This is a genomic window from Paraburkholderia caffeinilytica, assembly GCF_046030355.1.
Taxonomy (GTDB): domain Bacteria; phylum Pseudomonadota; class Gammaproteobacteria; order Burkholderiales; family Burkholderiaceae; genus Paraburkholderia; species Paraburkholderia caffeinilytica_B.
This window is the reverse complement of sequence record NZ_JAQQCQ010000042.1, coordinates 1-25,374: the sequence shown is the minus strand read 5'-3', so window position 1 is coordinate 25,374 and position 25,374 is coordinate 1. Positions and strand designations below refer to the sequence as shown.

Sequence of the window (25,374 nt, the reverse complement as noted above, 5' to 3'; positions counted from 1 at the left end):
TTCACGCGACGCAAAAAAGCCGGGTATCGAACTCGGCTTTTTTATCGGTCACGCCACCGTGGCTTCACCGCCTGGTATCTGAATCCGAGCCGTTTCACCGTCAATTCGCCGTACCCGAACTACCGCTTCACTGTTTGTCACCCGTGCGCAGATCGCCTCAACGTTCACCCACGCCTCGACCCCTTCACCCATCGAGTGGGTCCCGAGCCGTCCCACACTGCCAGCACACCGTGAACTGCGCCTCAAGCGTCTCCCCGCACTGGCGGCATTGCCACGAAGGCGTGCCCGCAGCCGGCCCATGCGCCGCCGCATCAATGAGTCGCCGCGCTATCGCCTCATCGCGCTCATCGACGAGCCACAGCTCCGGCGCGCACTGATCCGCCGGAATATCGCCGAGCGCGCCGTTCAGATAACGGTTATGCAACTCGCAAGCAATGCCCGCCGTCTCCAGCACATTGATCCAATGCTGTCCGATGATCAGATTCGGCGCGCGCATCAATTTCATCGTGAATCCATGGTTTGACAGCGGCGCGCGTTAGCGCACGATCTGGCTGGCTTCGTGCACCAGCTGTGCATACAGCGCATGCCGTTCACGCCGGATGCGGCCGTCGGCGACCGCTTCGAGAATCGCGCAGCCCGGCTCCTGCAAGTGGTGGCAGTTGTAAAACCGGCAGTTCGGCAGCAACGGCCTGAACTCCGGAAACGCGCGTTCGAGCCGGCCTTCCGTCAGATGATGCAGGCCGAATTCCTGGAAGCCCGGCGAATCGATCAAGGCACCGCCGCCGGCACCGGCTAAAGGGTAGAGGCGTGTGAATGTGGTGGTATGCCGTCCGCTGTTCAACGCGGTCGAGATCTCACGCGTCGCGACTTCGGCATCCGGAATCAGCAGATTCACCAACGTCGATTTGCCCATGCCGGATTGACCGAGCAGCAGCGTCGAGTGACCTTGCAGATGTTCGAGCAAAGCGGGTCGCGCGGCATCAGGCTGCGTCTTGATCGACACTTCGACCACGGTGTAGCCGAGCGCACGATACGATTCGAGCCGCTTGCGCGCGCCTTCCAGCGCACCGGTCACGTCGATCTTGTTCAGCACGATCAGCGGCTTCAACTCGTTTGCCTCAGCGGCGACCAGCGCGCGGCCGAGCAGGTCTTCGCTGAAATGCGGTTCGGTGGCGAGCACGATCAGCAACTGATCAAGGTTCGCGGCAAAGAGCTTCGACTTGTACTGATCCGAGCGATACAGCAGATTGCGACGCTCGCCGATCTCGACGATCACACCCTGATCCGCTGAAGTCGGTTCGTAAATCACACGATCGCCGACCGCCACTTCGCTGCGCTTGCCGCGTGGGAAGCACTGAAGCATCGGGCTGCCGTCTTCCGGTGCGACCAGGTAGTGCCGCCCATGAGCGGCAATCACCAGGCCGCCTACGCGCTTGCTGGACGGCGCGCGCGGCGCTTTCGGGGAGCGGCCGCTCATGCGTGCCGCAGCAGGCGGTCGATCCGCTGCGACGCCGGCGGATGCGAGTAGTAGAACGCGGTGTAGAGCGGATCGGGCGTCAGGGTCGACGCGTTGTCCTCGTACAGCTTGACGAGCGCGTTGACGAGGTCTTGCGCGTCGGTTTGCGTGGCGGCGAAAGCATCGGCTTCGAACTCGTGCTTGCGCGAGCTGAGGCTGCCGAGCGGCGTGACGAAGAACAGGAAGACCGGCAGCGCGAGGAAGAACAGCACCAGCGCGAGGCCGCTATTGCCGCCGATCAGCGAGGGCCGCACGCCCAGTCCTTCATAGAACCACACGCATTGCGTGAGCCAGCCGAGCAGGGCGAGCATCACGAGGCTGATCGCGAACATGACGACCATCCGCTTGATCACGTGACGGCGCTTGAAGTGGCCGAGTTCGTGCGCGAGCACCGCTTCGATTTCGCTCCCCGACAGGCGCGCGATCAGCGTGTCGAAGAACACGATCCGCTTGGCCGCGCCGAAGCCGGTGAAGTATGCGTTGCCGTGTGCCGAACGGCGGCTGCCATCCATCACGAACAGGCCCTTGGCGGCGAAACCGCAACGCTTCATCAGCGCTTCGATGCGGCTTTTCAGCGCTTCATCCTTGAGCGGCTCGAACTTGTTGAAGAGCGGCGCGATAAACGACGGATACAGCACCAGCACCAGCAACTGGAACGCGACCCAGACGATCCACGTCCACAGCCACCACAGGCTGCCTGCCTGGTTCATCAGCCACAGCACGACGAACAGCAGCGGCAGGCCGAACACCGCACCCAGCAGGACGCCCTTGATGCGGTCGAGGAAGAAAATACCCTTGCTCATGCGGTTGAAGCCGAAGCGTTGCTCGACCACGAATTGCCGGTAGTACTCGAACGGCAGGTCGATCACGCTGGTGATCGCGATTACCGCGGCGACCAGCGCGATCTGGCCGGCATAGCCGCGGCCGAGCCAGTCGGAAATGGCCAGGTCGAGGGACTGCACGCCGCCCAGCAGCGTCAGCCCGATCAGCACGGCCGCGCCGACGACGATCTCGATCATGGTGAGGCGCGTGCGTTCGACGGTGTAGTCGGCGGCGCGCTGGTGCGCGGTGAGCGCGATGGTGCCTTCAAACTGGCTCGGCACCTGCTCGCGATGGCCGGCGACGAAGCGGATTTGCCGCGACGCGAGCCACAGCTTGGTGCCGACCATCGCCACGACGGCGACGACGAACAGAACGGTGAAGTACAGAGTAGGCATCCGGGGATTCCGTGGTATCTATGCGAGAATTATATGTTTCTTCCCGCTTCGCGGCGGGGGATAAGCTCAAACCGGGCCAAACCGCCCCAAACCACTCTCATACGAACAATCGCCGCCGCAATCGCGCTTCCAGAGAAGCCGTCTGCCCGGCCATCAGGATTGCCTTCATGACTGACATCCTCGCATCCACCGAACAGCCGCCGCTCGTGCGCAGCGACATGAATCTCGTCTGGCTGGACATGGAAATGACCGGGCTCGAGCCGGATACCGACCGCATCATCGAAATCGCGGTGGTGGTGACGAATTCGACGCTCGACAGGATGGTCGAAGGCCCCGTGCTGGCGATTCATCAGAGCGACGAGACGCTCGCCAAAATGGACCAGTGGAACCAGAACACGCATGGCCGCTCCGGGCTGATCGACCGCGTGAAGGCGTCGACGGTGAGCGAAGCCGACGCCACCGAACTGATTCGCGACTTTCTTGGCGCATATGTGCCGCCGGGCAAGTCGCCGATGTGCGGCAATTCGATCTGCCAGGACCGCCGCTTCATGGCACGCTGGATGCCGGATCTGGAGCGGTTCTTCCATTACCGCAATCTCGACGTCAGTACGCTGAAGGAGCTGTGCCGCCGCTGGCAGCCGGCGATCTACAAGGGCTTCCAGAAACGCGCGATGCACACGGCGCTGGCCGACATCCACGAATCGATCGACGAACTGAAGTACTACCGCGAGCATTTCCTGATTCCGGCGGCGCCTGAAGGGGCGGCTGCGGAGTAAAGCCGCTTGGGGGGGCTTGGGGAGCGGCAGTGGAAGTCACGCTGCCGCATCTCCGGTAAGGCTGGCAGACAGTGCAATGACTGGGCCGCTGCCGCAGTGCCCGGCTCAGGCCGGCCGGGGTGCGCGCACCGCGTTCTTCGGCCGGAACGCCTTTACTACGTCGGCGTTCGTTTCCACATACGGGCCGCCGATCAGGTCGATGCAGTAAGGCACCGCGGCGAAAATCCCCGGCACCTTCACGGCGCCGCCCGCGTCGGCGTCACGCAAACCTTCCAGTGTTTCCTTGATCGATTTCGGCTGCCCCGGCAAGTTGATGATCAACGCCGCGTGATCCACCGTTTCGCGGATCACCGCCACCTGGCGCGACAGAATCGCGGTCGGCACGAAATTCAGGCTGATCTGCCGCATCTGCTCGCCGAACCCCGGCATTTCCTTCGTCCCGACCGCCAAAGTCGCTTCCGGCGTCACGTCGCGGCGCGCCGGGCCGGTGCCGCCGGTGGTCAGCACCAGATCGCAATTCACTTCGTCGACCAGTTCGATCAGCGTGGTGGAAATCGTGGGCGCGTCGTCCTGAATCAGGCGCGTGACCACTTGAAACGGCGAGGTCAGGGCGGCGCCGAGCCATTCCTGCAGCGCCGGAATGCCTTTGTCCTCGTAGACGCCGGTCGACGCGCGGTCGCTGATCGACACGAGGCCGATCACGATTTCGTCGGGATGCTTGCGTGTTGCCTTACGCGTCGCGGTCGTCATCGTCGTCTTCCAGGCCGTCTTGCGCGTCGGAATCGGTGCCGGCGGACGGGCCGTCGGCATTCTTGATCCACTGGAACAGCTCGCGGAAGTAGCGCGGCGGCTTGCTTTGCTGCGCTTCCTTGCGGGCGTTGCGGATCAGCGTGCGGCCCTGCTGCGGATCGGCGTTCGGGTGCTGGCGGATGAATTCGGTCAGCGCGGCGTCGTCGGCGAGCAGTTTTTCGCGGGTACGTTCGATCCAGTGCAGCTTGGCCGTTTCCGCCTTGTTGACGCCGTTATAGGTGTCGAGCGCGGTGCGCAGGGCGGCGGTTTCCTCGTCCAGCAGCGAGCGCATCACGCGCCCGACGTACTGCACCTGGCGGCGCTTGCCTTCGTGATCGGTGATGCGGCGCGCTTCGCGCACGGCGTCGTCGAGCTTTTCGGGCATCGGCATGCGCTTGAGCGCGTCTTTCGGCAGGGCGATCAGCGCCGAGCCCAGTTCCTGCAGCTCGTGCATTTCGCGCTTGAGCTGGGACTTGCTGGGACGGTCGTAGCCGTTCTCGTCGACTTCCGGCTCGGCGGACTCGATGGGTTGAATGCGGGTTTTGCGTGTCATACCGATATTGTAGCGTGCCGCGGACGCCGAACCCGCCGTGCTGCCGTGCACAAGTGCGCTCGCCGGCTTTGGCGGACGCGGCGAGGCCGGTCGGGCGGGCTGAGGTATACGCGCCTGAACTGACGGGGGTGGTAAGTACACCGCGGAAATGGCGGTGCTTCTGGCCAGCCGCAACCACGAGGTTCGCATGCATTCGACCCGTGGGCCGGTCGAACGGTTGCAGCGACGCCGGGCCGGGCTGGCACCGAAAGTAAGCGTCGCCGGGACGGCAATACGCTCGGCTAACAGGCTCGTCGAGCGAGCGCGGCGAATGCCAGGTACAGCTTCGCGTACCTTGCTATGATCGCGGGATGCGTGACTACGCAAACAAACGCGCAAGCAAGCACGCAAGCAAGCACGCAAATGAGCACGCCGATGAGCACGCAAATGGCGCGCGTAAAATGCGAGCGCACGTGCGTGGCATGGGCGAACACACAGGGCCGCGCGGCCCCGAACAGGACGGCAACGACAATGGCAGCAGACATGGACGTCAAGCAGCGCTTTTTTCCGCATACCCAGGATGAACTGAAGGAAATCGCCTCGGACATCCTTCGTCACGCGAAGTCGCTCGGCGGCACCGACGCGGCGACCGAGATTTCCGAAGGCGACGGCCTGTCCGTCTCCGTGCGGCGCGGCGAAGTCGAGACGATCGAACACAACCGCGACAAGATGGTCGGCGTGACGGTGTTCATCGGCAACAAACGCGGCAACGCGAGCACCTCGGACTTTTCGTCGCAGGCTTTGAAGGACACGGTCGCGGCGGCGTACAACATCGCCCGCTTCACCGCAGAAGACGACTGCGCGGGTCTCGCTGAAGCAGACTTGCTCGAAACCGCGCCGCGCGATCTCGATCTGTATCACCCGTGGAATCTGACGGCCGACGAAGCGGTGGAAATCGCCCGCCGCTCGGAAGACGCCGCGTTCGCCACCGATCCGCAGATCAAGAACTCGGAGGGCGCGAGCGTCTCGGCGCAGCACTCGCAATTCGTGCTGGCAACCTCGCGCGGTTTCCTCGCCGGCTATCCGTACTCGCGGCACTACATCGCGTGCGCGCCGATCGCCGGCAACGGCCGCAACATGCAGCGCGACGACTGGTACACGTCGACCCGCAGCGCGGCAGACCTGGCCGACCCGGAAGCGGTGGGCCGTTACGCCGCGCAACGGGCGCTGTCGCGCATCGGCGCGCGTGGCCTCGACACGCGCAAGGTGCCGGTGCTGTTCGAAGCGCCGCTCGCCGCCGGCATTCTCGGCGCGTTCGTACAGGCCACGAGCGGCGGCGCGCTGTACCGTAAGACTTCGTTCCTCGTCGACAGCCTCGGCAAGCCGGTGTTCGCGCCGCACGTCCAGGTGGTCGAGGATCCGCATGTCCCGCGTGCCATGGGCAGCGCACCGTTCGACGAAGAAGGCGTGCGGACGAAACAGCGTTCGGTGGTGAAGGACGGCGTGGTGGAAGGCTACTTCCTGTCCACTTACTCGGCCCGCAAGCTCGGCATGCAGACAACCGGTAACGCAGGCGGCTCGCACAATCTGTCGCTGCGCAGCTCGAAGACGCGCCCGGGAGACGACTTCGAAGAAATGCTGAGGAAGCTCGGTACCGGCCTGTTGCTGACCGAACTGATGGGGCAGGGCGTGAACTACGTGACGGGCGACTATTCGCGCGGCGCGTCGGGTTTCTGGGTTGAGAACGGCAAGATCCAGTATCCGGTCGAGGAAATCACCGTGGCGAGCACTTTGCAGGAGATGTTCCGCCATATCGTCGCAATCGGCGCGGATACGATCACGCGTGGCACCAAGGAAACGGGCTCGGTGCTGATCGAACGGATGACGATCGCGGGGCAGTAAGCGGGGCAACAAGCGGGTTGGTCAAGCGACGTCCAACCCGGCTGCGGATCATCCGCCGGCCGGCTGCACAGCCGGATTGCACAACCGGGCTGTACGACGCGGCTGCAAACAGAAACGCCACGCAAGCAAAGCGTGGCGTTTTTTTATGCGCGTATTCACTGATGGCGAATGACACAGGCGCGAAGCCTGCCGTGCGAAGCGTGAACCGCCAGTCAGTCGCGGCGCAACACCCTCAAGCGCCCTTACGCTGATACGTTACAAACGCATAGTCGAAGTCATTCGGCGCGTCCGCACGATGTGTTTCATGCGCAACTTCTTCCCACTCGTTTTCATCGAGCTCGGGGAACGTAGCGTCGCCTTCGAAGTCGGCGGAGATCTCGGTGATGATCAGCTTGTCCGCCTGACGCAAACCTTCCGCATACAATTGCGCGCCGCCGATCAGAAACGCTTCCGGCGCCTGATCCTGTGCGGCGAGCTTCAGTGCGTCTTCGAGGGTGGTGGCCGCGTCGCAGCCCTGAAAGCGCCGTGCGGCATCCCGTGTCACGACAATGTTGCGGCGTCCCGGCAACGGCCGGCCGATCGATTCATGCGTCTTGCGGCCCATGATGATGGGCGCGCCCATCGTGGTGCGCTTGAAGAACGCGAGGTCTTCGGGAAGTCGCCAGGGCAACTGGTTGTCGCGGCCGATCACGCCGTTATTGGCGCGAGCGACGATCAGAGTGAGCGTCGTCATCGAATGGAAAGGGGAACGTAACCGGGATGATTCTACCTGAGGTGCAAGACGGCGCCGTATTGCCAACCGGCTCGGCGTTCGGACGTGCGGCTGAGCTGGCGCCCGCGTGACCGGTTGACGCTTCCACCGTGGCGGAGCAGCGAGGTGCTGGACGGGCAGCCGGCGCGACCCGTCACCGCGACGGCTGCACCATCATTCGTGCGTCGCCCCGTCGGCGGTCATCGATTCAAACGACGCTTTCTCGTCGGCCGCGCTCAGATCCCGCAACCCGTGCTGACCCATCAGCCGGTATAGCGTGACGCGCGAAATATTCAGATCGACCGCCGCCTCGTTCAGCCGATGACGGTGCCGCAGCAGCGCCGCTTCGATCGCGCGCTTTTCGGCGGCTTCGCGCGCTTGCGAGAGGCTCATGGTCTCCTGCTCGGTGAACTGGGCGAGGTCGAGGTCATCGGCGGAAATCAGCTTGTTTTCCGCCATCACGATCGCGCGGCGCACCCGGTTGATCAGCTCGCGCACATTGCCGGGCCAACTGTAGTTGTACATCGCCTCGATCGCCGACGGCGTAAAGCCGCGGATCTTGCGCGCGCTGTCGGTCTTGAACTTGTGCATGATGTGATGCGCAAGAATCTCGATGTCCTTGCCGCGGGCGCGCAACGGCGGCTCGTCGACACGCAGCACGCACAGGCGGTGGAACAGATCGGTGCGGAACCGGCCGTCGCGCATCGCGTTCTCGAGATCCACGTGGGTCGCCGAAATGATTCGCACATCCACCGGGATCGATTCGCGGCCGCCGAGCCGGTCGATCTTGCCTTCCTGCAAAAAGCGCAGCAGGCTTGCCTGGCTTTCCATCGGCAAGTCGCCGATTTCGTCGAGCAGCAAGGTGCCGCCGTCCGCGGCCTCGACCCGGCCGATCTTGCGCTGGTTCGCGCCGGTAAACGCGCCGCGTTCGTAACCGAATAGTTCGGACTGCAACAGGTGGTGGGGAATCGCGCCGCAGTTGATGGCGATGAACGGCGCCTTGCGGCGCGGCGAACGTTCGTGGATCGCCAGCGCGGTGAGTTCCTTGCCGGTGCCGGATTCCCCCGAGATGAACACGCTGGCGTCGGTATTGGCGACTTTGCGGATGGTGCGGAAGAGTTGCTGCATCGCTTCGCAGGTGCCGACCATTTCCTCTTCGTCGGCGGCGGGCGCGGCAGGCGGAATATCGTCGGCATCGCATAACGTCACCATGCCGAACGCATGACTGGCGAGGTAGTCGATCGTGGCATTGGCCACCGGCGTCTTGACGTAGTCGAAGCAGTAGTGGCGGATCAGACGCCGCACGTTGGCGTCGGTAAGACGTTCCGCAGTGGCGAGCGCAATCCAGCCGATCTGCTGTTGACGCAGGCTCGCTTCAAGGCCGCCCAGCTCGCGCGGCGCAAAGCTGGCCAGGTCGACGATACCGGCGCATATCACGTCGGGTTTGAGCAGGCGCGTGACCTCGTGCGCCGAACGGGCCGCCATCACGTGCCAGCCGCGGCTCTTCAGATGGGCGGTCAGCGTCTCGTCCGGCGTGCGCGCGACGTACAGCAGCACCCGCTCGGCTCGCGCCTGCGGCACACCGGTCTCTTTGGCGGTGGCGGAGGCCGCGTGCAGGCGCTCAACCGTAGCCTCCTGTGGGCGCGCCAGAGAGACTTCCGGCGGCCGTCCCACGAGGACTTCCGTCGCGCGTGTCACCGGAACTTCCGGTGCCCGGGCAATCGACAGATGAGCGCCGGAGGGCGGTGTAACGCTGCTCAGATGGGGCGATTCGCGCACGATCAACCTCGTATCGTTGGCACGTCAAAAAGTGTAGGGAAAGCGCACGCCGATCACGAAGTTCGGCGTGTCGGGCGTGAGGCCGACAGATACCGAACCGTTGATCGTCAGGTGCTTGTTCACTACGTGATTCAAGCCGAAGGTCAACGCGGCAGCGGTGGTTTCGCTGCCCGGCACCTTCGAATAGGTTCCGCCTGGCGCCTTGGTCTGCGACTCGGGTTCCAGCGCCATGGTGTACGAAATGCTGGCTGAGTCCTTGTCGGAGAACGCCAGCGCCACGCCGCCGCCGAACTGCACGACGTCACCGATCTTGACCGTCGCCGGTTCGGTCTGGCCGATGACCGACGAGATGTCCGAGAACGAGCGGGCAATGTTGTAGGTGTACGAAACGCTGCCGAACAGCACGACCGGATCGTAGGTCTTCAACACCGACAGGCCCGCCGTGATGTTCCAGAAGCCCGTGCCGGTGGGCAGCTTGGTGGGGGCGACGAGGTTGGTGTTGTCGGCGTCGACCTGCGCCAGCTTGATGCCGAACGGCGACGATCCGGTCGGCGCCTTGATGCGCAGGCTGCCGACCAGGTCCGGCAGATTGTTGGTTTCCTTCAGGAACTGGTAGTAGATCCCGAAGTTGACGTCGCCGATGTCGCTCGAATTTGCCGAGGCGTCCGAGACCGTACTCGCCGCTCCGCCGGCGCCGCCGACGATGAAGTTGCTATGCCGGTAGATATAAGGCACATCGACGTCGATGCTGATGCGGTCGGTCAGACCGTAACGCGTGTCGAGGTCGGCCATCACCTGGTGCGACTTGGTTTCGCCGAGGTTGATGTTGCCGAGGAAAATCGCATCGAGCGCGAGGAAGCCCGACAACTGCAACTGGCGGCGGTCGTAGTAGGTATCGTTGATACCCCAGTCGAGGGTCAGCTTGTGCTCGAACAGCGGGGTGTGCTGCTGGCTCTGCACCACCGCATCTTCCGATTGCGTGCGTACCGGTTGCGCGGCTTTCTGCGTCTGGCCGACCGCGCCGCTGCCGTCGGTCGCCGCCGGCAGGCCGCCCCCACCCCCGCCACTGCCTTCCGGCACCGGGGGCGTGACCGGCACGCCTGTCGCGGTGCCCGTGGCGCTGCCCGGCGCGGGTGTGCCGGGGTTCACCTGGGCGAGCGGCGGCAGCGGCACGGGCAGGCCGTCTGCGCCAGGCTGCTCGGCGACCGCCGCGTTGCCGGCCGGCTCGCCGTACCCCGGTGCGCCGCGGCCGCGCTGTTCCATCTCGAGGTTCGTGACCTGCCGCTCGAGTGAGATGATCTGCTTTTGCTGCTCGCTGACAACGCGCATGAGCGTGTTCAGCCGGTCTTCGAGCGATTGATCGGCGAGCGCCTGCGCGCTGGCCCCCTGTGATAGCGCAAACAGCATGACGGCGGCTGGAATAGCCGCTAACGCCATGCGTGGCGCACCGGTCCTTGAGAATCTGATCATTTTTGTTCCCCCGGTATTCTGACTGCGCGTCGCGTGTCTCCTTGTGCATTGCGCAGTCGTTTTGGTCCTTCATCTCCTTGCTGATCGGGTGGCGGCCCGGGTTATCTCCTTACGCTGTTTTGCAGAGCTTGCAGGACGCCGATCTGGCGCAGCATCGAGGCCGACATCTGCTGCGTCTGCAGATGCAGTTGCAACTGGTTGGCGACTTGCTGGTTATTGCCTGCAATTTGCAAGAGTTGGGCAATCATGCCGGCTTGTTGTGCGCTGGCCGGCGCGATGGTTTGGGTGGCGATGCCGCCCGGCGTTTGCAGCGCAATCGAAATGCCGCCGTTGGCGAGACTGACGGAGGCTTTCACCGAGCCGTTTGCATTGCTGGCGACGGCCGAGGTTGCGTTGTTATAGGAACCGCCCGAGAGGCTGCCTGGCGAGGCGTCGAAATCGATCAGCGCCTGGTTGGTGCCGAGGTTGCCGTTGCCGGCCACCTGAGCGATCTGCGAGACGCCGTTGACGCTGACGTTCTGGCCGCCGCTCGCACTGGCGTTGCGGTTGGCTCCGCTGCCCGCATTGCTGTTCGGGCCGGTCACGGAGGCCGATGAGTTGAACTGGACGTTCGGCTGGTTGGGTGTGCTCGTATTGATGGCGAGCGCGCCCGAGGCGACAGCGGCGCCGCCGTTCGGCAACTGCCATTGCGACAGCAGGGTGATGACGACGCCTGAAATGATGTCCCCAACAATACCTTTGCCGGTCTGGTTGGCGAGGACCGCGTCGTCGACGGGTTGCAGCTTGAGGGCACCGACGTCTTCAAACGCTGTCGATGTCTGCTCGGCAGCGTGTGCGACGGATGCGAGGCCGCACGTTGTGAAACACAACGCACAGCCAATGGTGAGTAAGTTTCGGTCCATGATGGGTCAGAACATCTCTGCCTTGATCAAACCGTATTCAACAAAGGGAGTCGCTGCCGTACCGTTTTCCAGCGCACGTTCGCGCAGCTTGAGCGCGAGCGACTCGTTGCCTTGCAAGAGCGGAGAATCCTCCATAAATGGCTTGCCGACGACCGCGAACACGAGGCCGTTCCATTTCTTGACGAAGTCGTCTTCCATGACGATGCGGTTGCCGAGAGCGGGGTCGGCAATGAAAACGCGGCCGTCTTCCGCGTGCTTGACGATCACGAAATGCTCGTAGCCGTCGCTGTTCATCAGCACGAGCACAGGAATCTGCAGGTGATAGAGCGCCTCGGCGGTGACGCGGAAACCCCGGCCGCGCAGGCCGAGCGTTTCGACGAACTTCTTCATGTCAAGCATCGAGAAACCGTTCTTGACCACCACCTCTGGTGTCGAGAACACCATCATGCGTTGGATCATTTCGGTTTCGGGAATGTCGATGCCGTAGCCGTACTTCAGCAAGGTGGCCAGAGCGGCCGAGCCGCAACTGTAGTCGTAACGCTGCGAAACGATGTGGTTGTAGCGGAGCTCGCGGATCGAACGCACCTTCACGTCGAACGGCACGCCCGCTGCGGCATTCATGGAAAGGGCACTCTGCGCGTGACCCGTCTGCGACAGCACGAGTCCAGCGAAGAGCGCCAGAAAAAGGCCGCGCGTTGCCCTGCTCACCCCGAACATGGTCTATCTCCCCCCACTGCGGAGACAGCCGGCCAGCACGAAGGCTGACCGGTGTCTTCTTGCGATGCAGCTTTAGTTACTGATGCGACACGCTTGCGACTGCAAGACCGTTGTGTTGCAGGTTGCCTACACCCGATGCGATGTTCACACCGATGTTGCCGCTAGCATTGGACAGGGCGCCTGCACCGAGCATGGCCGAACCGGTGAAGTTGCCGCTGACGGCTGCATCTGCGGTTTGGCAGTTCTGATCGCTGGCGATGACTTCGCCACCGTTGCCGCTCTTGCTATGACCCCAGCCCAGGCCGCCGCCGCTGCTGCTATCCGTGGTGGCCGATGCGGCAAGGCTGTTGTTTTGCACGTTGCCGACACCCGACGCCACGTTCACCCCGATGTTGCCGGTCGCGCCCTTCAGCACGTCGGATCCGACGCTGGCGGTGAAGTCGAAGTCACCGATCTTCGCCTTGCCGTCCGACGCTTGCGTCGAGTAGATCTGCGCTGTGCCGAACACGGGGCCGACGTCCATGTTGGACAGGGCGGCATCATTGGATTGCGCGTTGTCGACACCGGTCGCCATATTGACGCCGATGTTGCCGTTCGCGGTTTGCAATGCGCCGTTGCCAATCGCCGCGGACATCACCGTCGGTTTTTCGGTGTTGATGTGCTGGGTGACGCTGCCGTGGACACTCACGGTGCCTGCGCTGACGGTGTCATGCGCGCTCCAGCCCCATGCGTTGGCGTCCGCGGAGACCTGGCCGGCCTGGTAGTAGCCCGAGGCGCTTTGTTCCGCAGCTTGCGCGAAATAGCCGGACGAATGTTCTTGTCCCCATGCGGCCTGATGGCCCGAAGACTGCTCGGCGAAGTAACCGCCGTAGTTATCCGAGGAGTGCGTGTTCAGCGCACCGGCGAAACCTGCCGCGACGCCGCCGGCGATCACGCCGAAGCCGCCGCCGAGGCCGGCAACGAAGCCAGCTGCCAGATAGCCGTTCGCGCTGTTGTGGGTGTTGACGTGGCTGCCGCCGGCAACCGACCCTTGAACGCCTTGATTGAAGCCGCTGCTTTCGCCGTAGCTTTGGCCTTGTGCATAAGCTGCCGCCGACTGCTCTTGCGAGCCTTCAGCAAACGCGCCCGCGCTGTACGACGAGTGAACCGCATAGTTCGAGCCGCTGCCGCTACCGTTGAACCAGGAGTTGGACGCGTTGGTGGTCGTGGTCACGTTGCCGCTGGTGTAGCTCTGCGGCGGCGTCTTCATGTCCACGCCACCGATGTTCACGTTCTGCGTGTTGTTGACCGTGGCGCCGGAACTGCTCGATACATCGACCTTGCCGCGCAGCGTAATGAAGCCGAATTCGCCAATGTCGGTGTAGACGTTCGTTGCCGTATAGAGCTCGGCCGGGTCGCAGCCAGCCGTGCATTCAGCGTAAGCCGAGCTTGCTGCCAACGTCGACAGGACAGCCGCTGCAATGAGAGTGCGCTTCATGATGACGCTCCGATAAAGAGTGTGGCTCGTTAGAAAAAGGTGCCCGCCGGGGGACGGAGCACAAAACTGTTTGAACTGACGTTACCTGAGCCGGCTGTCTGGTTGATCTGAACGATCCCACTGACGTTCTTGAGCGCGTCCGTACCGATGGATACCTCGCGTACGTCGTGGTTTTCGCTGGACTTCCCCAGACCGCCGCCTTTGGCGGTCGTAGCGGATAGCACCCCATCCGCTACGATCTCCGCTCCAACCGGTCCAGAGCCAACTACGGCGCTGTTCCGCTGAAGATTCCCTACACCCGCCGACTGATTCACTTCGATAAGGCCAGAGGTGTTTGAAAATGCATTACTGTCGATCGTGCTTTTCGCCGCCGCCGTCTTGGCGTTCGTGGCGGCGCCCTGCAAGCTGCCGATCAGGTTCAGAGGCGTGGGTCCGTTGGTGAACACACCCTGATTCGCCTGTGCGTTGTCGAGGCCGGAGGTCTCGTTGATGGCGACAACCCCCGTGGTGCCGCTGACCGCGCCTTTGCCGATCAGCGATTCCGCGTCGATCTGGGCCGGCAGCGTTTGGGCATGGGCGGCGAAGCTCGCACAGCCCAGCAATGCCCAGGCGAGCAGGGGCCAGCGCGACTGTTTGCGTGACGGAAGGCGCCTGGCCGGTGCGCGTGTGGTTGTCATTTCATGGCTCCTAGAGCGGCGCCCAAGGGGGCGAGTGCACCGTTGACCGACTGGGCAATCGAGCTGCCGATCCCACCTGCGCCGCCGATGCTGGCGCCCGCGCCGACCGGAATGTTGTTGCCGGTGCCCGCCAGCATGTGGGCAATACCGTTGCTGCCGACCAGCGCAGACATATAGCCGTTGCCGGCGATGCCGGCGGTGCCGTGCGCGCCGTTCAGGTCGAGATCGCTCGCCATCGTGCCGATCGCGCCATCGAAGGTCGCCTTCGGGAAGGTCTGGACCTGGACTGCGATCGGGTCCTGGTTCTTCGGCACCGGCACGAACGCATCGCGTGGCGTGATATCGCGCTCGATGACCAGGTTGCCCGGCTGGCTCAACTGCTGCGCGGCGGCACTCGTCACGGCGCCCGCAGCGAGCACGCCGAGCAGCGCGGACAGCAGGGCCGCGCGGGGGCGGCGGCTGCTCGGCTTCTGGGTTGAGGCGTTCATGTCAGTTCCTTGCGGGCGGGCGATCGGTCGGTGCGGTCTTGGGCAGCGAGCGGGTCGTTACGCTAATTTCTCTGGTAGCTCGTGACGTTGCCTTGTGCAGAGCGGGCCACGTCGACGGGAACCGGCAACTGCGACGGCGGGGCGATTTCGTCCCATAACGTCACGCCGTTGCCACCGTTGTTAAAGCCGCGCACCAGTTGTGGCGTCGCGGAGACCATCAACATGCCGCTGAAGCCGCCGCGCTGGTGGGACAGCGCCTGATCGTCCAGCACCAGATCGGTCACAGACGTGGTGTCGGCGGGAAGGCTCAGGGCGTTGCCGGCCAGATCGCTGCGCAGCGCAGCGCTGTCGTCCGCGCTGGCTACGCTGTTGTCCACTGCGGCGGCGCTCGGCGTATCGGCGGTGACCGTCGTGTTCGGCGAAGCCACCGCTGCGGGCGTCGTGCTCGCGAGGGTGGCGGAACCGGCATCGGCGGTTTCGGCCATCGTGGCGGATTGAGGCTGTGCGGATTCCTGTGCATAGACGCCAGCGGACAGCACGCTCAAGGTCACCGCAGCGGCACAGAGTGCGGCGCAAGGTGCAATGCTGTTCAGGTCGATGCGGAAAGCGAGTCGCATGATGTGTCTCCTTGGTGCACAGCATTTAGCGAAACGTGTGCCATGAGTCGCAATCCATTGGTGCGTCTGGATGTGACCCGCATACCGCGGAGTAACAGGGAAGAAATCGGACAAAAACGTTTCAGCACTGAAACGGCAGGCAGAAAATACCGGTAATTCGTTAAATCCGACGGTATGAGCTACCTTGGGGTGAACGCCAGGAAAAGCGCTTCCACAATGCTTTTATTCGTAAGTTGAATAACTATTTATCGGCCGCTTGGCCTTGCTGGGTAAGGAGTCCCCGATTAAATTCGCATAATTGTTTTCCAAGTGGCGCGTGTATAGTAAGCTCTCGAAAACAGCTTCAGATTTAAAAAAGCCCGCTAACGGGCCGTCTCAAACACACACGCCGCTTTCTTGGGGATCAGCTGTCCGCACGGAATGGAATGGCCGTTCGGTTTTTGCTAAATCGCGAATCCCGAATGAGTCAGCGTGTCTGAACTGTGGTTCAGGTACGTGCGTCATCCTTAACGTTCGTTGACGAGAGGATCTGAATAATGGAACCCGCAACGCGGCAACTGATTTACGTTTCACGCGATCCGAGCGCGGAACTGAATACTCGCTTCCATCAGCGCGGCTGGCATGTCGAAGTCGTGGGGTCGGCGCGCGATGTGCGCCGTGCTGTTCGGGCCGGAATGGCGGCTGGCGGCTTGCTCGATCTGTCTAGTGATTTTCAGCCACACGAGATTGCCGCCTTCGAGTCCTGCCTGACCATGCCGAACGTCGGCTGGGTTGCGACGACCACTCCCGGACAATTGCAGGATGCGGCCTTGCGCCGGCTCGTGCGGGACTATTGTTTCGACTATGTAACGGTGCCTTACTCGGGCGACAGGATCGTCGATTCGGTCGGTCATGCATATGGCATGATTTCTCTCGGGGAGCCGGCCTCGAACGACGGTTCGCCTGGCGCCGAAGGCGAAATGGTCGGTTCGTGCGACGCGATGCTCGCGCTGTTCCGTTCGATCCGCAAAGTGGCGATGACCGACGCGCCGGTGTTTATTTCAGGCGAATCGGGCACGGGCAAGGAGTTGACCGCAGTCGCGATCCACGAACGGTCGGCGCGTCGCAATGCGCCTTTTGTGCCGATCAACTGCGGCGCGATTCCCCCGCATCTGCTGCAATCGGAACTATTCGGTTATGAGCGCGGCGCGTTCACCGGCGCCAATCAGCGCAAGATCGGCCGCGTGGAAGCGGCCAACGGCGGCACGCTGTTTCTCGATGAAATCGGCGATCTGCCGCTCGAAAGCCAGGCGAGCCTGCTGCGCTTCTTGCAGGAACGCAAGGTGGAGCGGCTCGGCGGCCACGGTTCGGTCGACGTCGACGTGCGCATCATCTCGGCGACGCACGTGGATATGACGGCCGCGATGATCGAAGGGCGGTTCCGCTCCGACCTGTATCACCGTCTGTGCGTGCTGCAAATCGACGAACCGCCGTTGCGCGCACGTGGTAAGGATATCGAACTGCTTGCGCGGCACATGCTGGAACGTTTCAAGAAAGATGCAAGCCGCCGTCTGCGCGGTTTCGCGCCCGACGCCATCGCGGCGTTGCATAACTACGGCTGGCCGGGCAACGTGCGCGAATTGATCAATCGCGTGCGGCGCGCGATCGTGATGTCGGAAGGGCGCGCGATCACGGCTCGCGACCTCGAATTGGCCGAGTATGTGGAGATCGTGCCGGTATCGCTCGCGCAGGCACGCGAAGCGGCCGAACGTCAGGCTATCGAACTCGCGCTGCTGCGTCACCGCGGCCGTCTCGGCGACGCCGCACAGGAACTCGGCATTTCGCGCGTCACGCTGTACCGCCTGCTGTGCTCTCACGGCATGCGCCATATGGAAGGCGAACCGATGGTCACGCCGCACGGCGAATTGCCGGCCTCGGTGCCGCATCTCTGACGGGCTTTCCCACCGATATTTTCTCCACGGCGCGCCTCGACCGGGCGCCGCCCGGCTGCGCTTGTTAAAATCGGGTTTTCCGCTCACTCTCCGTGGCGCTTGCACCTGACCCAAAGGGCGCGCCGCGTCGAAGGAACCCGCATGAAACAATACCTCGACCTCGTCCGCACGATTCTCGACACCGGCACGTGGCAGGAGAACCGCACCGGCATCCGCACCATCAGCATGCCGGGCGCCATGTTGCGCTTTGACCTCCAGCAAGGTTTTCCCGCGGTCACTACGAAGAAGCTGGCGTTCAAGTCGGCGGTAGGTGAGCTGGTCGGGTTTCTGCGCGCCTCGCGCAGCGCCGCGGATTTCCGCGATCTGGGCTGTAAGGTGTGGGACGCGAACGCCAACCAGAATCCGCAATGGCTCGCCAATCCGTATCGTCAGGGCCCGGACGACCTCGGCGACGTGTATGGCGTGCAGTGGCGTCAGTGGCCGGCTTACAAGGTGCTGGACGCAGACGCAAGCGCGCAACTGGCCGACGCCACGGCGCGTGGCTTCCAGGTGGTGACGGAATTCGAGGAAGCGGGCAGCCGCAAAGTGCTGTTGTACAAAGCGATCGACCAGTTGCGGCAGTGTCTCGACACGATCATGCAGAACCCCGCCGACCGGCGAATTTTGTTTCATGCCTGGAACCCCGCTGTGCTGGACCAGATTGCACTGCCGGCTTGCCACCTGCTTTACCAGTTCCTGCCGAATGTTGCGCGGCGTGAAATTTCGCTGTGTTTGTACATCCGCAGCAACGATGTCGGCCTCGGCACGCCGTTCAATCTGACCGAAGGCGCGGCGTTGCTGCATCTGGTCGGCCGGCTGACGGGCTATACGCCGCGCTGGTTTACTTACTTCATCGGCGACGCGCACATTTACGAGAACCAGCTCGACATGCTGCAACAACAGCTCACGCGCGAGCCGTACGAAAGCCCAGCCTTCGCGATCTCGGACCGTGTGCCGGACTATGCGAAGACCGGCGTGTATGAGCCGGAATGGCTGGAGAAGATCGAGCCGTCGGACTTCTCGCTGGTCGGCTATCGGCATCACGAGCCGCTGACGGCGCCGATGGCGGTCTGAACGCGCTCCGCCGGGCGCCTGTTCGCAGCCCGTTCAAAGAAAAAACCCCCGCGATGCGAATCGCGGGGGTTTTTTCTTGCCGCCTTCCGGCCATCAGGCTGTCAGCGCATTTAGTTGCGCGTATCGCCTTTAGCCTTTGTGGTGCTCGTCACGATTGCCGCCGCCTGAGTGCTGCTCGGCGTGCTGCGGTTGCTGCTGGGGATGCGGCTGTTCCGCACGCTGCGGTTGTGGTTGAGGGCGCGGCTGCTGCGCCTGCTGCGGACGCGGTTCAGGGCGCGGTTGCTGCACCTGTTGCGGACGCGGCTCAGGGCGCGGTTGCTCTACCTGCTGGGGACGCGGCTCGGGACGTGGCTGCTGCACTTGCTGCGGACGCGGTTCAATACGTGCCTGCTGTTCCTGTTGCGACTGTGGACGATATTCCTGACGCGGTTGCTGCTGCGCCGCCTGCGCCGGTTGCGGACGGGGTTCCTGCGGCTGTGCATGCGCTTTAGGCTCGCGTTGCGGCTGTGCTTCCGGCTGACGTTGAGCCTGTTGTTGCTGCTCAGGACGAGCCTCCTGACGCGCCTGTTCCTGCGGGGCGCCATGCTGCTGCGCTTGCTGGGCCATCGGCGTGTGCGGTTGCGTCCATGCCGGCTCGTGCCGTCCTTCTGCGCCCGGTTGCTGACCGGCTTGCGCCGGCGCGCCATGTTGCTGCGCGTAAGCGTTCGGGTTCGCGCCGTTCGCTTGCGGCGGACGGGGCACGCCATTGGACGGATGTGCTGCCTCGCCCGGTTGCTGACGCATATTGGCCATTTGCGGCGGCATGCCTGGCCGCGCTTGCGGCTCCGCGCCACGCTGCAATTGACCGTTGACCGATGCCTCACCCGGCCGCTGACCGGCCTGTTGCATGCCGTTAGGCACAGCCGGCGCACCCGGCGCCGCACCCGGTGTCCGCCCGGCCATGTGCGATTGCACGACCCGCACGTTCTGCACGGGCATGACCGCGGGACCGCCTGCCATACGAGCCGGCACTGAGGTTCGCACGATCGGCTCGCCTGCGCCCGGCACCCGTCCGCCGCTTTGCGCAAAGCGTTGCGCGAGACTGTCGTGGTACGCCGCCGGCACGGATGGACTGCGCGTGGCGACGACCGGACGCGCCATCACGCCGGCTGGCGGACGGTAGTTCGCGTTACGCAGACCCGGTCCAAAGCTTTCCTTCACCGGCGCGATGCCGGGGCCGCCCGGATTGATCTGCGCGTTGCGCCACTGTTGCGGATCGACCTTCTGCGCGAAGCGGCCAACCGATTGACCATGCACGAAAGCCGTCGCCGGCACTGCCGTCACGCCGCCCGGCGCGCGATAGTTGATGTACGTGTTGTGAATGTTGGTCACATTCACGTTCGTTACGTTGCGGTGGTAGTTGTTGACGACCGTCGTGTTGTTGACGCGATTGTAGTAACCCGGGCTCCAATGATCGTGACCGCCCCAGTGCGGGTGCCACGGCTCGCCCGGGCCTAGCGGGAACCACGCCACGCCGGCCGCGACCGCGCCGCCGATCGCCAGACTCACTCCCCAGTTGATCCCGCCGCCACCGCCGCCCACGAAGGCGACTAGCGCGGGGGCATAGACGGGCGGTTCGCTGACCACGACCGGGCCTGGCACCCACGCCCACGAATCGTCGACGTAAGCCCAGCGGCCATAGTGGTAGGGCGCGAAGCCCCATGGTGCGTCGTCGACCCACGTCCAGCCCCACGGTGCCTGCCATACCCAATGACCGTCGTGGTAAGGCGCCCAGCCGGCCGGGGTCGCACGCGGCACCCATACTTCACCGTACTGCGGGCTGCTGCGCCACGTCCCGTTGGCGTCGAGATCCTGATAACCGGGGATGTCGCGCGATACATAGCGCGCCGACACCGAGCGGTCTTCCGCCGCGTCGCGGCTCGCTGCCCATTGATCGAAGCCGTCGAGGCCGGGCGCGCCGTTGTCGGCGACCTGTTGCAGGTTGGTGCCGGCAAAACGGATCTGCTGGCCGGCCGCGACCGGCACCTGGCCGCTGTCGCCATACACGGTCGCGCTGCCGCCGCGCACGGTGACGGTGGTGCTGCTGCCGTCCGGCGCGACGTCGACGCGATAGTCGCCGGGACCGTTCAGGCCGAGCGCCACATTCGGCGTGTCGATTTCATAGGTGGCGCCCGGCGCCAGTTCGCGCACGCGCGCCGACAACGTACCCTGCGCGACCTTCAACTGCGCGTTGTTGTCGTCGAGATTGAGGATGTCGAGGCTGGTGGACTGGTCGAGGCGCACCGCAGTCGAGCCAATATGCAGTTCGGAACGTGCGTTCTGATCGTTCCACAACTGATCGCCGGTGGTAAGCGGGCGATTGATCTGTGCGTACGACCAGTCGGTTGCGCCGGCCGGTTCGGTGGTCACGGCGCCGGCCGTGTAGTTCAGACGCGCGACACGTCCCGGCGGATCGGTGTTCTGCTGTGAAGCAACCTCTGGCGGCGCCTGTTCGGCTTCCTGCGCGAGGGTGGCTTGCGCGGCGAACAGGAACGTTGCGGCGGCGATCAGCGTGTAGCCGGTGATCCGGCGTTTCGATGGTTGAGGTGTGGCCACTGTTCTCATGATTTATCTCCGACGGACGCGCATTGTGCAGCATCCGTGAGAGTCACTCTACCCGGGCGGTTTGTTTCAAGGCCCCCACTTTTGTAAGGCTCCCTCACGAGCATGTAACAAAAGGTCTCGATAAGGCTTTTCGTAAGCTCGTTGCGGAAATTCTGTAATCACGTCAGTCCGTTGAGAACGGATCAAACGGCCAGGAAGGTGTCGAAATGGCGGTGGCCTGCTGGCGTGATGCGCAAGATTCGCGGCCGCTCAGTGCGTTCGACCCAGCCCTGCGCCGACCATGAATCGAGCAGCGCGGCGCCGAGCGCGCCGCCCAGGTGCGGACGCCGCTCGCTCCAGTCGGGACAGGTGCAGGCGAAGCGGCGCCGGCGGCTCTTCTGCGCGGACATGTCGATGCCCCACTCGCTGAAGCGGGCGGCGCCGTCGGCCGTGGCTTCGAGTGACGAACCGTGCAGCGTCAGCAGGCCGCGCTCGACCAGCCGCTCGAACACCCGCACCGACAGTTCGCCCGCCATATGGTCGTAGCAGGTGCGGGCGTAGCGCATGTCGACCGGCACGGTGCGCACCGGACGCGGCGCGGACCGTTGCGGCGCGCTGATCTGCGCGACGTTGGCGAGCGCTTCGATGGAGGCGGCGATATCCGGCGACGCAATCCGGAAATAACGATGCCGGCCGCGCACTTCCAGCGCGAGCAAGCCGCCGTCGGTCAGGCGCGCCAGATGAGCGCTGGCCGCCGACGGCGAGAGGCCGGCAATCATCGTCAGTTCACCGGCCGGGCGGGCGCTGCCGTCCATCAGCGACCACAGCATTGCGGCGCGGCCTGGGTCGGCGAGCAGCGCACCGATGCGGCTCAAGCCTGGGAAGTGGTTTTGTTCGTCGTTGAGGGTAGTGGGCATCAGGCGTCTCCGGGTGGTGGCGCGGCGCAGGGCGCCATGCAGTCCACTGTATCTGGCTGCCGTATTCGATGTTTCAGCTTAGCGTGAATCGTCGAATGCAGCGGCTACGAAAATCCGGCGGGCGAGGCGAGCTGGTGCGTGGTTCGATGCCGCCGCAGAACCGCAGAACCGCAGAACCGCAGAACCGCAGAACCGCAGAACCGCAGAACCGCCGCAGAACTGCCACGGAGTCGCTTTGGTGAGTCGAACCGGCCCGCCAGGCTAGAATCGAACTCTGTCCTCGCAGGAACACGCTGTCATGAAATATCTTCTTCTTGCCGCCGCCGCGGTTCTGCTGTTCAGCGCATGCGCGCAGGGCGGTTCCGGCTCGAGTTCAGGTGCGGGCACGGGCAGCATCACGATGTACGGCACGATCGACGAGGGCGTTACGGTCCGCAAGTAAGCCCGAGGTTGTCGCGGCTGCATTTTCAGATGGGCAAGCGTGGCGGCTGGCTGGAATTGATGCATCATTGTCATTCCTGCCACCTCTGGCCATGTAACGATCAGGCATCGCTACTACCGCCATCCGAGGCCTACCGATGCCGCCGCCTGCTGTTTCCTCCGCAGCTTCTCCTTTTCCCGCCGCACAAACCGCCTCCGGCCATTCCGACCCCCATGGCCGGCGCGTCGCGCGCGTGCTGGCGGTCTGTCAGGCGCTCTATACCTCGTCTGTCTCGATAGATCTGACCTTGACCGGTCTGGTCGGCTATACGCTAGCCGACGACAAGGCGCTCGCGACCCTGCCGTTCTCGCTGATTACCGTCGCCGCCGCGCTGACCACCATCTTTGCGTCGTTCCTGATGGCGCGCATCGGCCGGCGCGCGGGTTTCATACTCGGCGCGGCCGTCGGCGCGCTGGGCGGAGCGGTTTCGGTGTGGGCGATCTTTCATCACAGCTTCTGGGCGTTCTGCGCCGGCACGGCGACCGTCGGCGTGTTTCAGGCGTTCGCGCAGTACTACCGGCTGGCGGCCGCGGATGCCGTCGGCATCGAGAGCAAAAGCCGTGCGATTTCGACGGTGCTCACCGGCGGCGTGGTGGCGGCCGTCTGCGGGCCGCTTCTCGCCGCATGGAGTAAGGACTGGCTCGCGCCGGTCGCGTTCGCGGGCTCCTATGCGCTTGTCACCGGCTTGGGGCTCGTATCGATTGCCATGCTGGCGCTGCTGTATCGCGACGCCGCGCCGCTCGCGAGCGCGGCCGTGACGCACGAACCGGCACGGCCGCTCGGCGAAATCGTGCGGCGGCCGATCTTTGCCGCGGCATTGGCCAACAATGCGCTCGGCTATGCCGTGATGATGTTCGTGATGACCGCGACGCCGATTGCGGCGGTCGCATGCGGCCACACGATCGGCGACGGTGCGGCGATCATTCAATGGCACCTCGTCGGCATGTTCGCGCCGTCGCTGTTTTCCGCGCGGCTGATCAGGCGCTTCGGCGTGTTGCCGGTGATCGGCGCGGGAATCGCGCTGTCGGCGCTGTGCGGCGTGTTGGCGCTGCGCTCGACCGATCTGCCGCACTTCTACGCGGCGCTTGCATGCCTCGGCGTGGGGTGGAATTTCATGTTTGTCGGCGGATCGACGCTGCTCGCGCAATCGTACCGGCCGTCCGAGCGGGCCAAGACGCAGGCAACCAGTGAGTTCACGACTTTTGCGTTTTCCGCGCTGGGTTCGTTGTTCGCCGGGCAATTGCTGGCGCGCTTCGGCTGGGCGACGATCAATGCCGCGATCTTTCCGCTGCTTGGGCTGGCGGCGTTGGCTACGCTCGGGTATGCGTGGTCGAGTAAGCGGCAACTTGCGCAGAGGGTTTTCTGATGGCTGCACGTCACATTGTTTTCGCGGTTGCTCCTGACCTCGTGCTGCTCGACGCATGCGGACCGCTCGAGGCGTTCTGGCGCGCTGAGTTGACTATGGGGGCTGCGCGCTTGGTTGTTACCGGTGGATCAGCCGGTGTCGACCGGGCCAACGGACCAAGTGGATCAAGCGGATCAAGCGGATCAAGCGGATCAAGCGGATCAAGCGGATCAAGCGAAACGGCGGACTCAACTAACAAACTCACTGAGCCGGTCGCCTATCGCACGACCGTCGCGTCGATCGACGGCGGCGTGCTGCAAACCTTCCCGGGTCTGCCGGTCGTCACGCAACGGCTCGATTCGCTCGACGAGCAGCCGATCGACACGCTGATCGTCCCCGGCGTTCCAATCGACGAACACTGCACGTTGCAGCCGGAACTCGTCGCGTGGATCAGACGGCGTGCGCCGAAGGTGCGGCGCGTCTGCTCGGTCTGCACGGGCGCTTTCTATCTGGCAGCGGCGGGCCTGCTCGACGGCCGCCGCGCGACTACTCATTGGCGTGAAGCGCCGCATCTCGCACGCCGTTTTCCCAACGTGCGGGTGGATGCCGATCCGATCTTCATCCGCGACGCAGGCCACGGTGAAGAAGCGCGCGCGGTCTGGACGTCGGCGGGCGTGACGGCGGGCATCGATCTGGCGCTGGCGCTGATCGAAGAAGATGTTGGCCACGCGGTCGCGATGCAGGCGGCGCGGCGGCTGGTGGTGTTCATGAAGCGGCCCGGCGGCCAGTCGCAATTCAGTGCGGCGCTGGCAGCGCAGGCTTCGGCGGGCGGACCGTTCGAGGCGTTGCATAGCTGGATGACCGCCCATTTGCGCGACGACCTGTCGGTCGAGCGGCTGGCCGAGCGCGCGCAGATGAGTCCGCGGACTTTCGCGCGGCGCTATGTCGACGAGGTCGGCCGCACGCCGGCTAAAACGGTGTCGGCGCTGCGTCTGGAGGCGGCCGCGCGGGTGCTGGCGGAGTCGCGTCGGCCGCTCAAGCGGATTGCGCTCGAATGTGGTTTCGGCAGTGAGCAGAACCTGCGGCGCGCGTTTGTGCGGCGCTTCGGCGTGTTGCCGCTGGAGTATCGGGAGCGTTTCGAGTCGGCAGTCGTGCCACGACGCGCGGCGGTTCCCGCAGTCGCGGAGGTGAGTTGAGTAGTGTGGGTATGGGTTCCAATGGCGCCGGCGAACTGGCCTGCGCCGCACCGATACGGGCAGCGTCACCGCCGCCACTGACACCGCCACTGAGACCGGCACCGGCACCGGCACCGGCACCGGCACCGGCACCGGCACCGGCACCGGCACCGGCACCGGCACCGACACCGACACCGACACCGACACCGACACCGACAC

The 25,374-nt window shown here is 64.2% G+C and carries 23 protein-coding genes; 7 read left to right on the top strand and 16 right to left on the bottom strand.

Going from position 1 to position 25,374, the window contains the following annotated elements; all coding sequences use genetic code 11:
* Positions 1-184: 184 nt before the first annotated feature.
* The 3 genes from PQQ95_RS35665 to PQQ95_RS35655 are packed head-to-tail and all read right to left on the bottom strand — an operon-like array spanning position 185 to position 2,733.
* Positions 185-505, bottom strand: coding sequence for a putative signal transducing protein (locus PQQ95_RS35665; RefSeq protein ID WP_408446851.1), 321 nt, complete (start codon positions 503-505; stop codon positions 185-187).
* A 30-nt stretch (positions 506-535) separates the two neighbouring features.
* Complete coding sequence (rsgA, locus tag PQQ95_RS35660) at positions 536-1,477, bottom strand: ribosome small subunit-dependent GTPase A (protein WP_408446849.1); 942 nt, start codon at positions 1,475-1,477, stop codon at positions 536-538.
* Entirely contained in the window at positions 1,474-2,733 is a 1,260-nt protein-coding gene (locus PQQ95_RS35655; RefSeq protein WP_408446847.1) for a M48 family metallopeptidase, read from the bottom strand. The genes rsgA and PQQ95_RS35655 overlap by 4 nt, the downstream gene beginning before the upstream one ends.
* Positions 2,734-2,900: 167 nt before the next feature.
* On the opposite strand from PQQ95_RS35655, the gene orn reads away from it, so the two are divergent.
* Entirely contained in the window at positions 2,901-3,509 is a 609-nt protein-coding gene (gene orn / locus PQQ95_RS35650) for an oligoribonuclease (RefSeq protein ID WP_408446844.1), read from the top strand.
* 105 nt (positions 3,510-3,614) lie between these two features.
* Here the strand turns inward: orn and mog are convergent, their stop codons facing one another.
* Both mog and yjgA read right to left on the bottom strand, forming a co-directional pair.
* Positions 3,615-4,259, bottom strand: a complete 645-nt coding sequence (gene mog, locus PQQ95_RS35645; protein ID WP_408446842.1) for a molybdopterin adenylyltransferase — start codon at positions 4,257-4,259, stop codon at positions 3,615-3,617.
* A complete protein-coding gene (yjgA, locus tag PQQ95_RS35640) occupies positions 4,240-4,851 on the bottom strand; it encodes a ribosome biogenesis factor YjgA (protein WP_408446882.1) in 612 nt (203 codons plus the stop codon). Before yjgA ends, mog begins: the two co-directional genes overlap by 20 nt.
* 510 nt (positions 4,852-5,361) lie before the next feature.
* Between yjgA and pmbA the strand changes: the two genes are divergently transcribed.
* Positions 5,362-6,732: a metalloprotease PmbA gene (gene pmbA / locus PQQ95_RS35635; protein ID WP_408446839.1), complete on the top strand. Its 1,371-nt coding sequence runs from the start codon at positions 5,362-5,364 to the stop codon at positions 6,730-6,732.
* Between the two features lie 232 nt (positions 6,733-6,964).
* Here the strand turns inward: pmbA and PQQ95_RS35630 are convergent, their stop codons facing one another.
* From PQQ95_RS35630 to PQQ95_RS35590, 9 genes are all read right to left on the bottom strand, one after another.
* The gene (locus tag PQQ95_RS35630; RefSeq protein WP_408446838.1) at positions 6,965-7,465 is read right to left on the bottom strand and encodes a dihydrofolate reductase; all 501 of its coding nucleotides are present in this window, start codon (positions 7,463-7,465) and stop codon (positions 6,965-6,967) included.
* Positions 7,466-7,657: 192 nt separating this feature from the next.
* Entirely contained in the window at positions 7,658-9,100 is a 1,443-nt protein-coding gene (locus PQQ95_RS35625) for a sigma-54 dependent transcriptional regulator (protein WP_408446879.1), read from the bottom strand.
* A gap of 186 nt (positions 9,101-9,286) precedes the next feature.
* Positions 9,287-10,732: a hypothetical protein gene (locus PQQ95_RS35620; RefSeq protein ID WP_408446835.1), complete on the bottom strand. Its 1,446-nt coding sequence runs from the start codon at positions 10,730-10,732 to the stop codon at positions 9,287-9,289.
* 101 nt (positions 10,733-10,833) lie between these two features.
* Entirely contained in the window at positions 10,834-11,634 is an 801-nt protein-coding gene (locus PQQ95_RS35615; RefSeq protein WP_408446833.1) for a peptidase C39, read from the bottom strand.
* A gap of 6 nt (positions 11,635-11,640) precedes the next feature.
* Positions 11,641-12,351, bottom strand: coding sequence for a C39 family peptidase (locus tag PQQ95_RS35610; RefSeq protein WP_408446830.1), 711 nt, complete (start codon positions 12,349-12,351; stop codon positions 11,641-11,643).
* A 76-nt stretch (positions 12,352-12,427) separates the two neighbouring features.
* Positions 12,428-13,828: a FapB/FapC family functional amyloid domain-containing protein gene (locus tag PQQ95_RS35605; protein WP_408446827.1), complete on the bottom strand. Its 1,401-nt coding sequence runs from the start codon at positions 13,826-13,828 to the stop codon at positions 12,428-12,430.
* Between the two features lie 29 nt (positions 13,829-13,857).
* Complete coding sequence (locus tag PQQ95_RS35600) at positions 13,858-14,505, bottom strand: FapB/FapC family functional amyloid domain-containing protein (RefSeq protein WP_408446824.1); 648 nt, start codon at positions 14,503-14,505, stop codon at positions 13,858-13,860.
* The gene (locus tag PQQ95_RS35595; RefSeq protein ID WP_408446821.1) at positions 14,502-14,993 is read right to left on the bottom strand and encodes a FapA family amyloid fibril periplasmic chaperone; all 492 of its coding nucleotides are present in this window, start codon (positions 14,991-14,993) and stop codon (positions 14,502-14,504) included. Before PQQ95_RS35595 ends, PQQ95_RS35600 begins: the two co-directional genes overlap by 4 nt.
* A 62-nt stretch (positions 14,994-15,055) precedes the next feature.
* A complete protein-coding gene (locus tag PQQ95_RS35590) occupies positions 15,056-15,610 on the bottom strand; it encodes a RodZ family helix-turn-helix domain-containing protein (RefSeq protein ID WP_408446818.1) in 555 nt (184 codons plus the stop codon).
* A 536-nt stretch (positions 15,611-16,146) separates the two neighbouring features.
* Here PQQ95_RS35590 and PQQ95_RS35585 point away from each other — a divergent pair.
* Positions 16,147-17,541, top strand: coding sequence for a sigma-54 dependent transcriptional regulator (locus PQQ95_RS35585; RefSeq protein ID WP_408446816.1), 1,395 nt, complete (start codon positions 16,147-16,149; stop codon positions 17,539-17,541).
* Positions 17,542-17,682: 141 nt separating this feature from the next.
* A complete protein-coding gene (locus tag PQQ95_RS35580) occupies positions 17,683-18,654 on the top strand; it encodes a thymidylate synthase (RefSeq protein WP_408446813.1) in 972 nt (323 codons plus the stop codon).
* A 129-nt stretch (positions 18,655-18,783) separates the two neighbouring features.
* Here PQQ95_RS35580 and PQQ95_RS35575 read toward each other — a convergent pair whose 3' ends face one another.
* Together PQQ95_RS35575 and PQQ95_RS35570 are read right to left on the bottom strand one after the other, a co-directional pair.
* Complete coding sequence (locus PQQ95_RS35575; protein ID WP_408446810.1) at positions 18,784-21,258, bottom strand: DUF6600 domain-containing protein; 2,475 nt, start codon at positions 21,256-21,258, stop codon at positions 18,784-18,786.
* A gap of 182 nt (positions 21,259-21,440) precedes the next feature.
* The gene (locus PQQ95_RS35570; protein ID WP_408446807.1) at positions 21,441-22,154 is read right to left on the bottom strand and encodes an ArsR/SmtB family transcription factor; all 714 of its coding nucleotides are present in this window, start codon (positions 22,152-22,154) and stop codon (positions 21,441-21,443) included.
* Positions 22,155-22,452: 298 nt separating this feature from the next.
* Here PQQ95_RS35570 and PQQ95_RS35565 point away from each other — a divergent pair, with 298 nt between their 5' ends.
* The 3 genes from PQQ95_RS35565 to PQQ95_RS35555 all read left to right on the top strand — a co-directional run bounded on the left by PQQ95_RS35565 (position 22,453) and on the right by PQQ95_RS35555 (position 25,176).
* Positions 22,453-22,596 carry a hypothetical protein gene (locus tag PQQ95_RS35565; RefSeq protein ID WP_408446806.1) on the top strand — a complete coding sequence of 48 codons (144 nt, stop codon included), beginning with the start codon at positions 22,453-22,455 and terminating at the stop codon, positions 22,594-22,596.
* A 136-nt stretch (positions 22,597-22,732) separates the two neighbouring features.
* Positions 22,733-24,001, top strand: coding sequence for an MFS transporter (locus PQQ95_RS35560; RefSeq protein ID WP_408446803.1), 1,269 nt, complete (start codon positions 22,733-22,735; stop codon positions 23,999-24,001).
* Positions 24,001-25,176 carry a GlxA family transcriptional regulator gene (locus PQQ95_RS35555; RefSeq protein WP_408446800.1) on the top strand — a complete coding sequence of 392 codons (1,176 nt, stop codon included), beginning with the start codon at positions 24,001-24,003 and terminating at the stop codon, positions 25,174-25,176. Before PQQ95_RS35560 ends, PQQ95_RS35555 begins: the two co-directional genes overlap by 1 nt.
* Positions 25,177-25,374 lie beyond the last annotated feature (198 nt).

Excerpts from the sequence above, each read along its gene's own strand:
- rsgA (WP_408446849.1), bottom strand. The coding sequence starts at position 1,477 with ATGAGCGGCCGCTCCCCGAAAGCGCCGCGCGCGCCGTCCAGCAAGCGC.
- PQQ95_RS35655 (WP_408446847.1), bottom strand. The coding sequence starts at position 2,733 with ATGCCTACTCTGTACTTCACCGTTCTGTTCGTCGTCGCCGTCGTGGCG.
- PQQ95_RS35580 (WP_408446813.1), top strand. The coding sequence starts at position 17,683 with ATGAAACAATACCTCGACCTCGTCCGCACGATTCTCGACACCGGCACG.
- PQQ95_RS35565 (WP_408446806.1), top strand. The coding sequence starts at position 22,453 with ATGAAATATCTTCTTCTTGCCGCCGCCGCGGTTCTGCTGTTCAGCGCA.
- mog (WP_408446842.1), bottom strand. The coding sequence starts at position 4,259 with ATGACGACCGCGACGCGTAAGGCAACACGCAAGCATCCCGACGAAATC.
- PQQ95_RS35595 (WP_408446821.1), bottom strand. The coding sequence starts at position 14,993 with ATGAACGCCTCAACCCAGAAGCCGAGCAGCCGCCGCCCCCGCGCGGCC.
- pmbA (WP_408446839.1), top strand. The coding sequence starts at position 5,362 with ATGGCAGCAGACATGGACGTCAAGCAGCGCTTTTTTCCGCATACCCAG.
- PQQ95_RS35665 (WP_408446851.1), bottom strand. The coding sequence starts at position 505 with ATGAAATTGATGCGCGCGCCGAATCTGATCATCGGACAGCATTGGATC.
- PQQ95_RS35570 (WP_408446807.1), bottom strand. The coding sequence starts at position 22,154 with ATGCCCACTACCCTCAACGACGAACAAAACCACTTCCCAGGCTTGAGC.
- PQQ95_RS35610 (WP_408446830.1), bottom strand. The coding sequence starts at position 12,351 with ATGTTCGGGGTGAGCAGGGCAACGCGCGGCCTTTTTCTGGCGCTCTTC.
- PQQ95_RS35555 (WP_408446800.1), top strand. The coding sequence starts at position 24,001 with ATGGCTGCACGTCACATTGTTTTCGCGGTTGCTCCTGACCTCGTGCTG.
- yjgA (WP_408446882.1), bottom strand. The coding sequence starts at position 4,851 with ATGACACGCAAAACCCGCATTCAACCCATCGAGTCCGCCGAGCCGGAA.
- PQQ95_RS35590 (WP_408446818.1), bottom strand. The coding sequence starts at position 15,610 with ATGCGACTCGCTTTCCGCATCGACCTGAACAGCATTGCACCTTGCGCC.
- PQQ95_RS35560 (WP_408446803.1), top strand. The coding sequence starts at position 22,733 with ATGCCGCCGCCTGCTGTTTCCTCCGCAGCTTCTCCTTTTCCCGCCGCA.
- PQQ95_RS35620 (WP_408446835.1), bottom strand. The coding sequence starts at position 10,732 with ATGATCAGATTCTCAAGGACCGGTGCGCCACGCATGGCGTTAGCGGCT.
- PQQ95_RS35615 (WP_408446833.1), bottom strand. The coding sequence starts at position 11,634 with ATGGACCGAAACTTACTCACCATTGGCTGTGCGTTGTGTTTCACAACG.
- PQQ95_RS35630 (WP_408446838.1), bottom strand. The coding sequence starts at position 7,465 with ATGACGACGCTCACTCTGATCGTCGCTCGCGCCAATAACGGCGTGATC.
- PQQ95_RS35575 (WP_408446810.1), bottom strand. The coding sequence starts at position 21,258 with ATGAGAACAGTGGCCACACCTCAACCATCGAAACGCCGGATCACCGGC.
- orn (WP_408446844.1), top strand. The coding sequence starts at position 2,901 with ATGACTGACATCCTCGCATCCACCGAACAGCCGCCGCTCGTGCGCAGC.
- PQQ95_RS35600 (WP_408446824.1), bottom strand. The coding sequence starts at position 14,505 with ATGACAACCACACGCGCACCGGCCAGGCGCCTTCCGTCACGCAAACAG.
- PQQ95_RS35605 (WP_408446827.1), bottom strand. The coding sequence starts at position 13,828 with ATGAAGCGCACTCTCATTGCAGCGGCTGTCCTGTCGACGTTGGCAGCA.
- PQQ95_RS35585 (WP_408446816.1), top strand. The coding sequence starts at position 16,147 with ATGGAACCCGCAACGCGGCAACTGATTTACGTTTCACGCGATCCGAGC.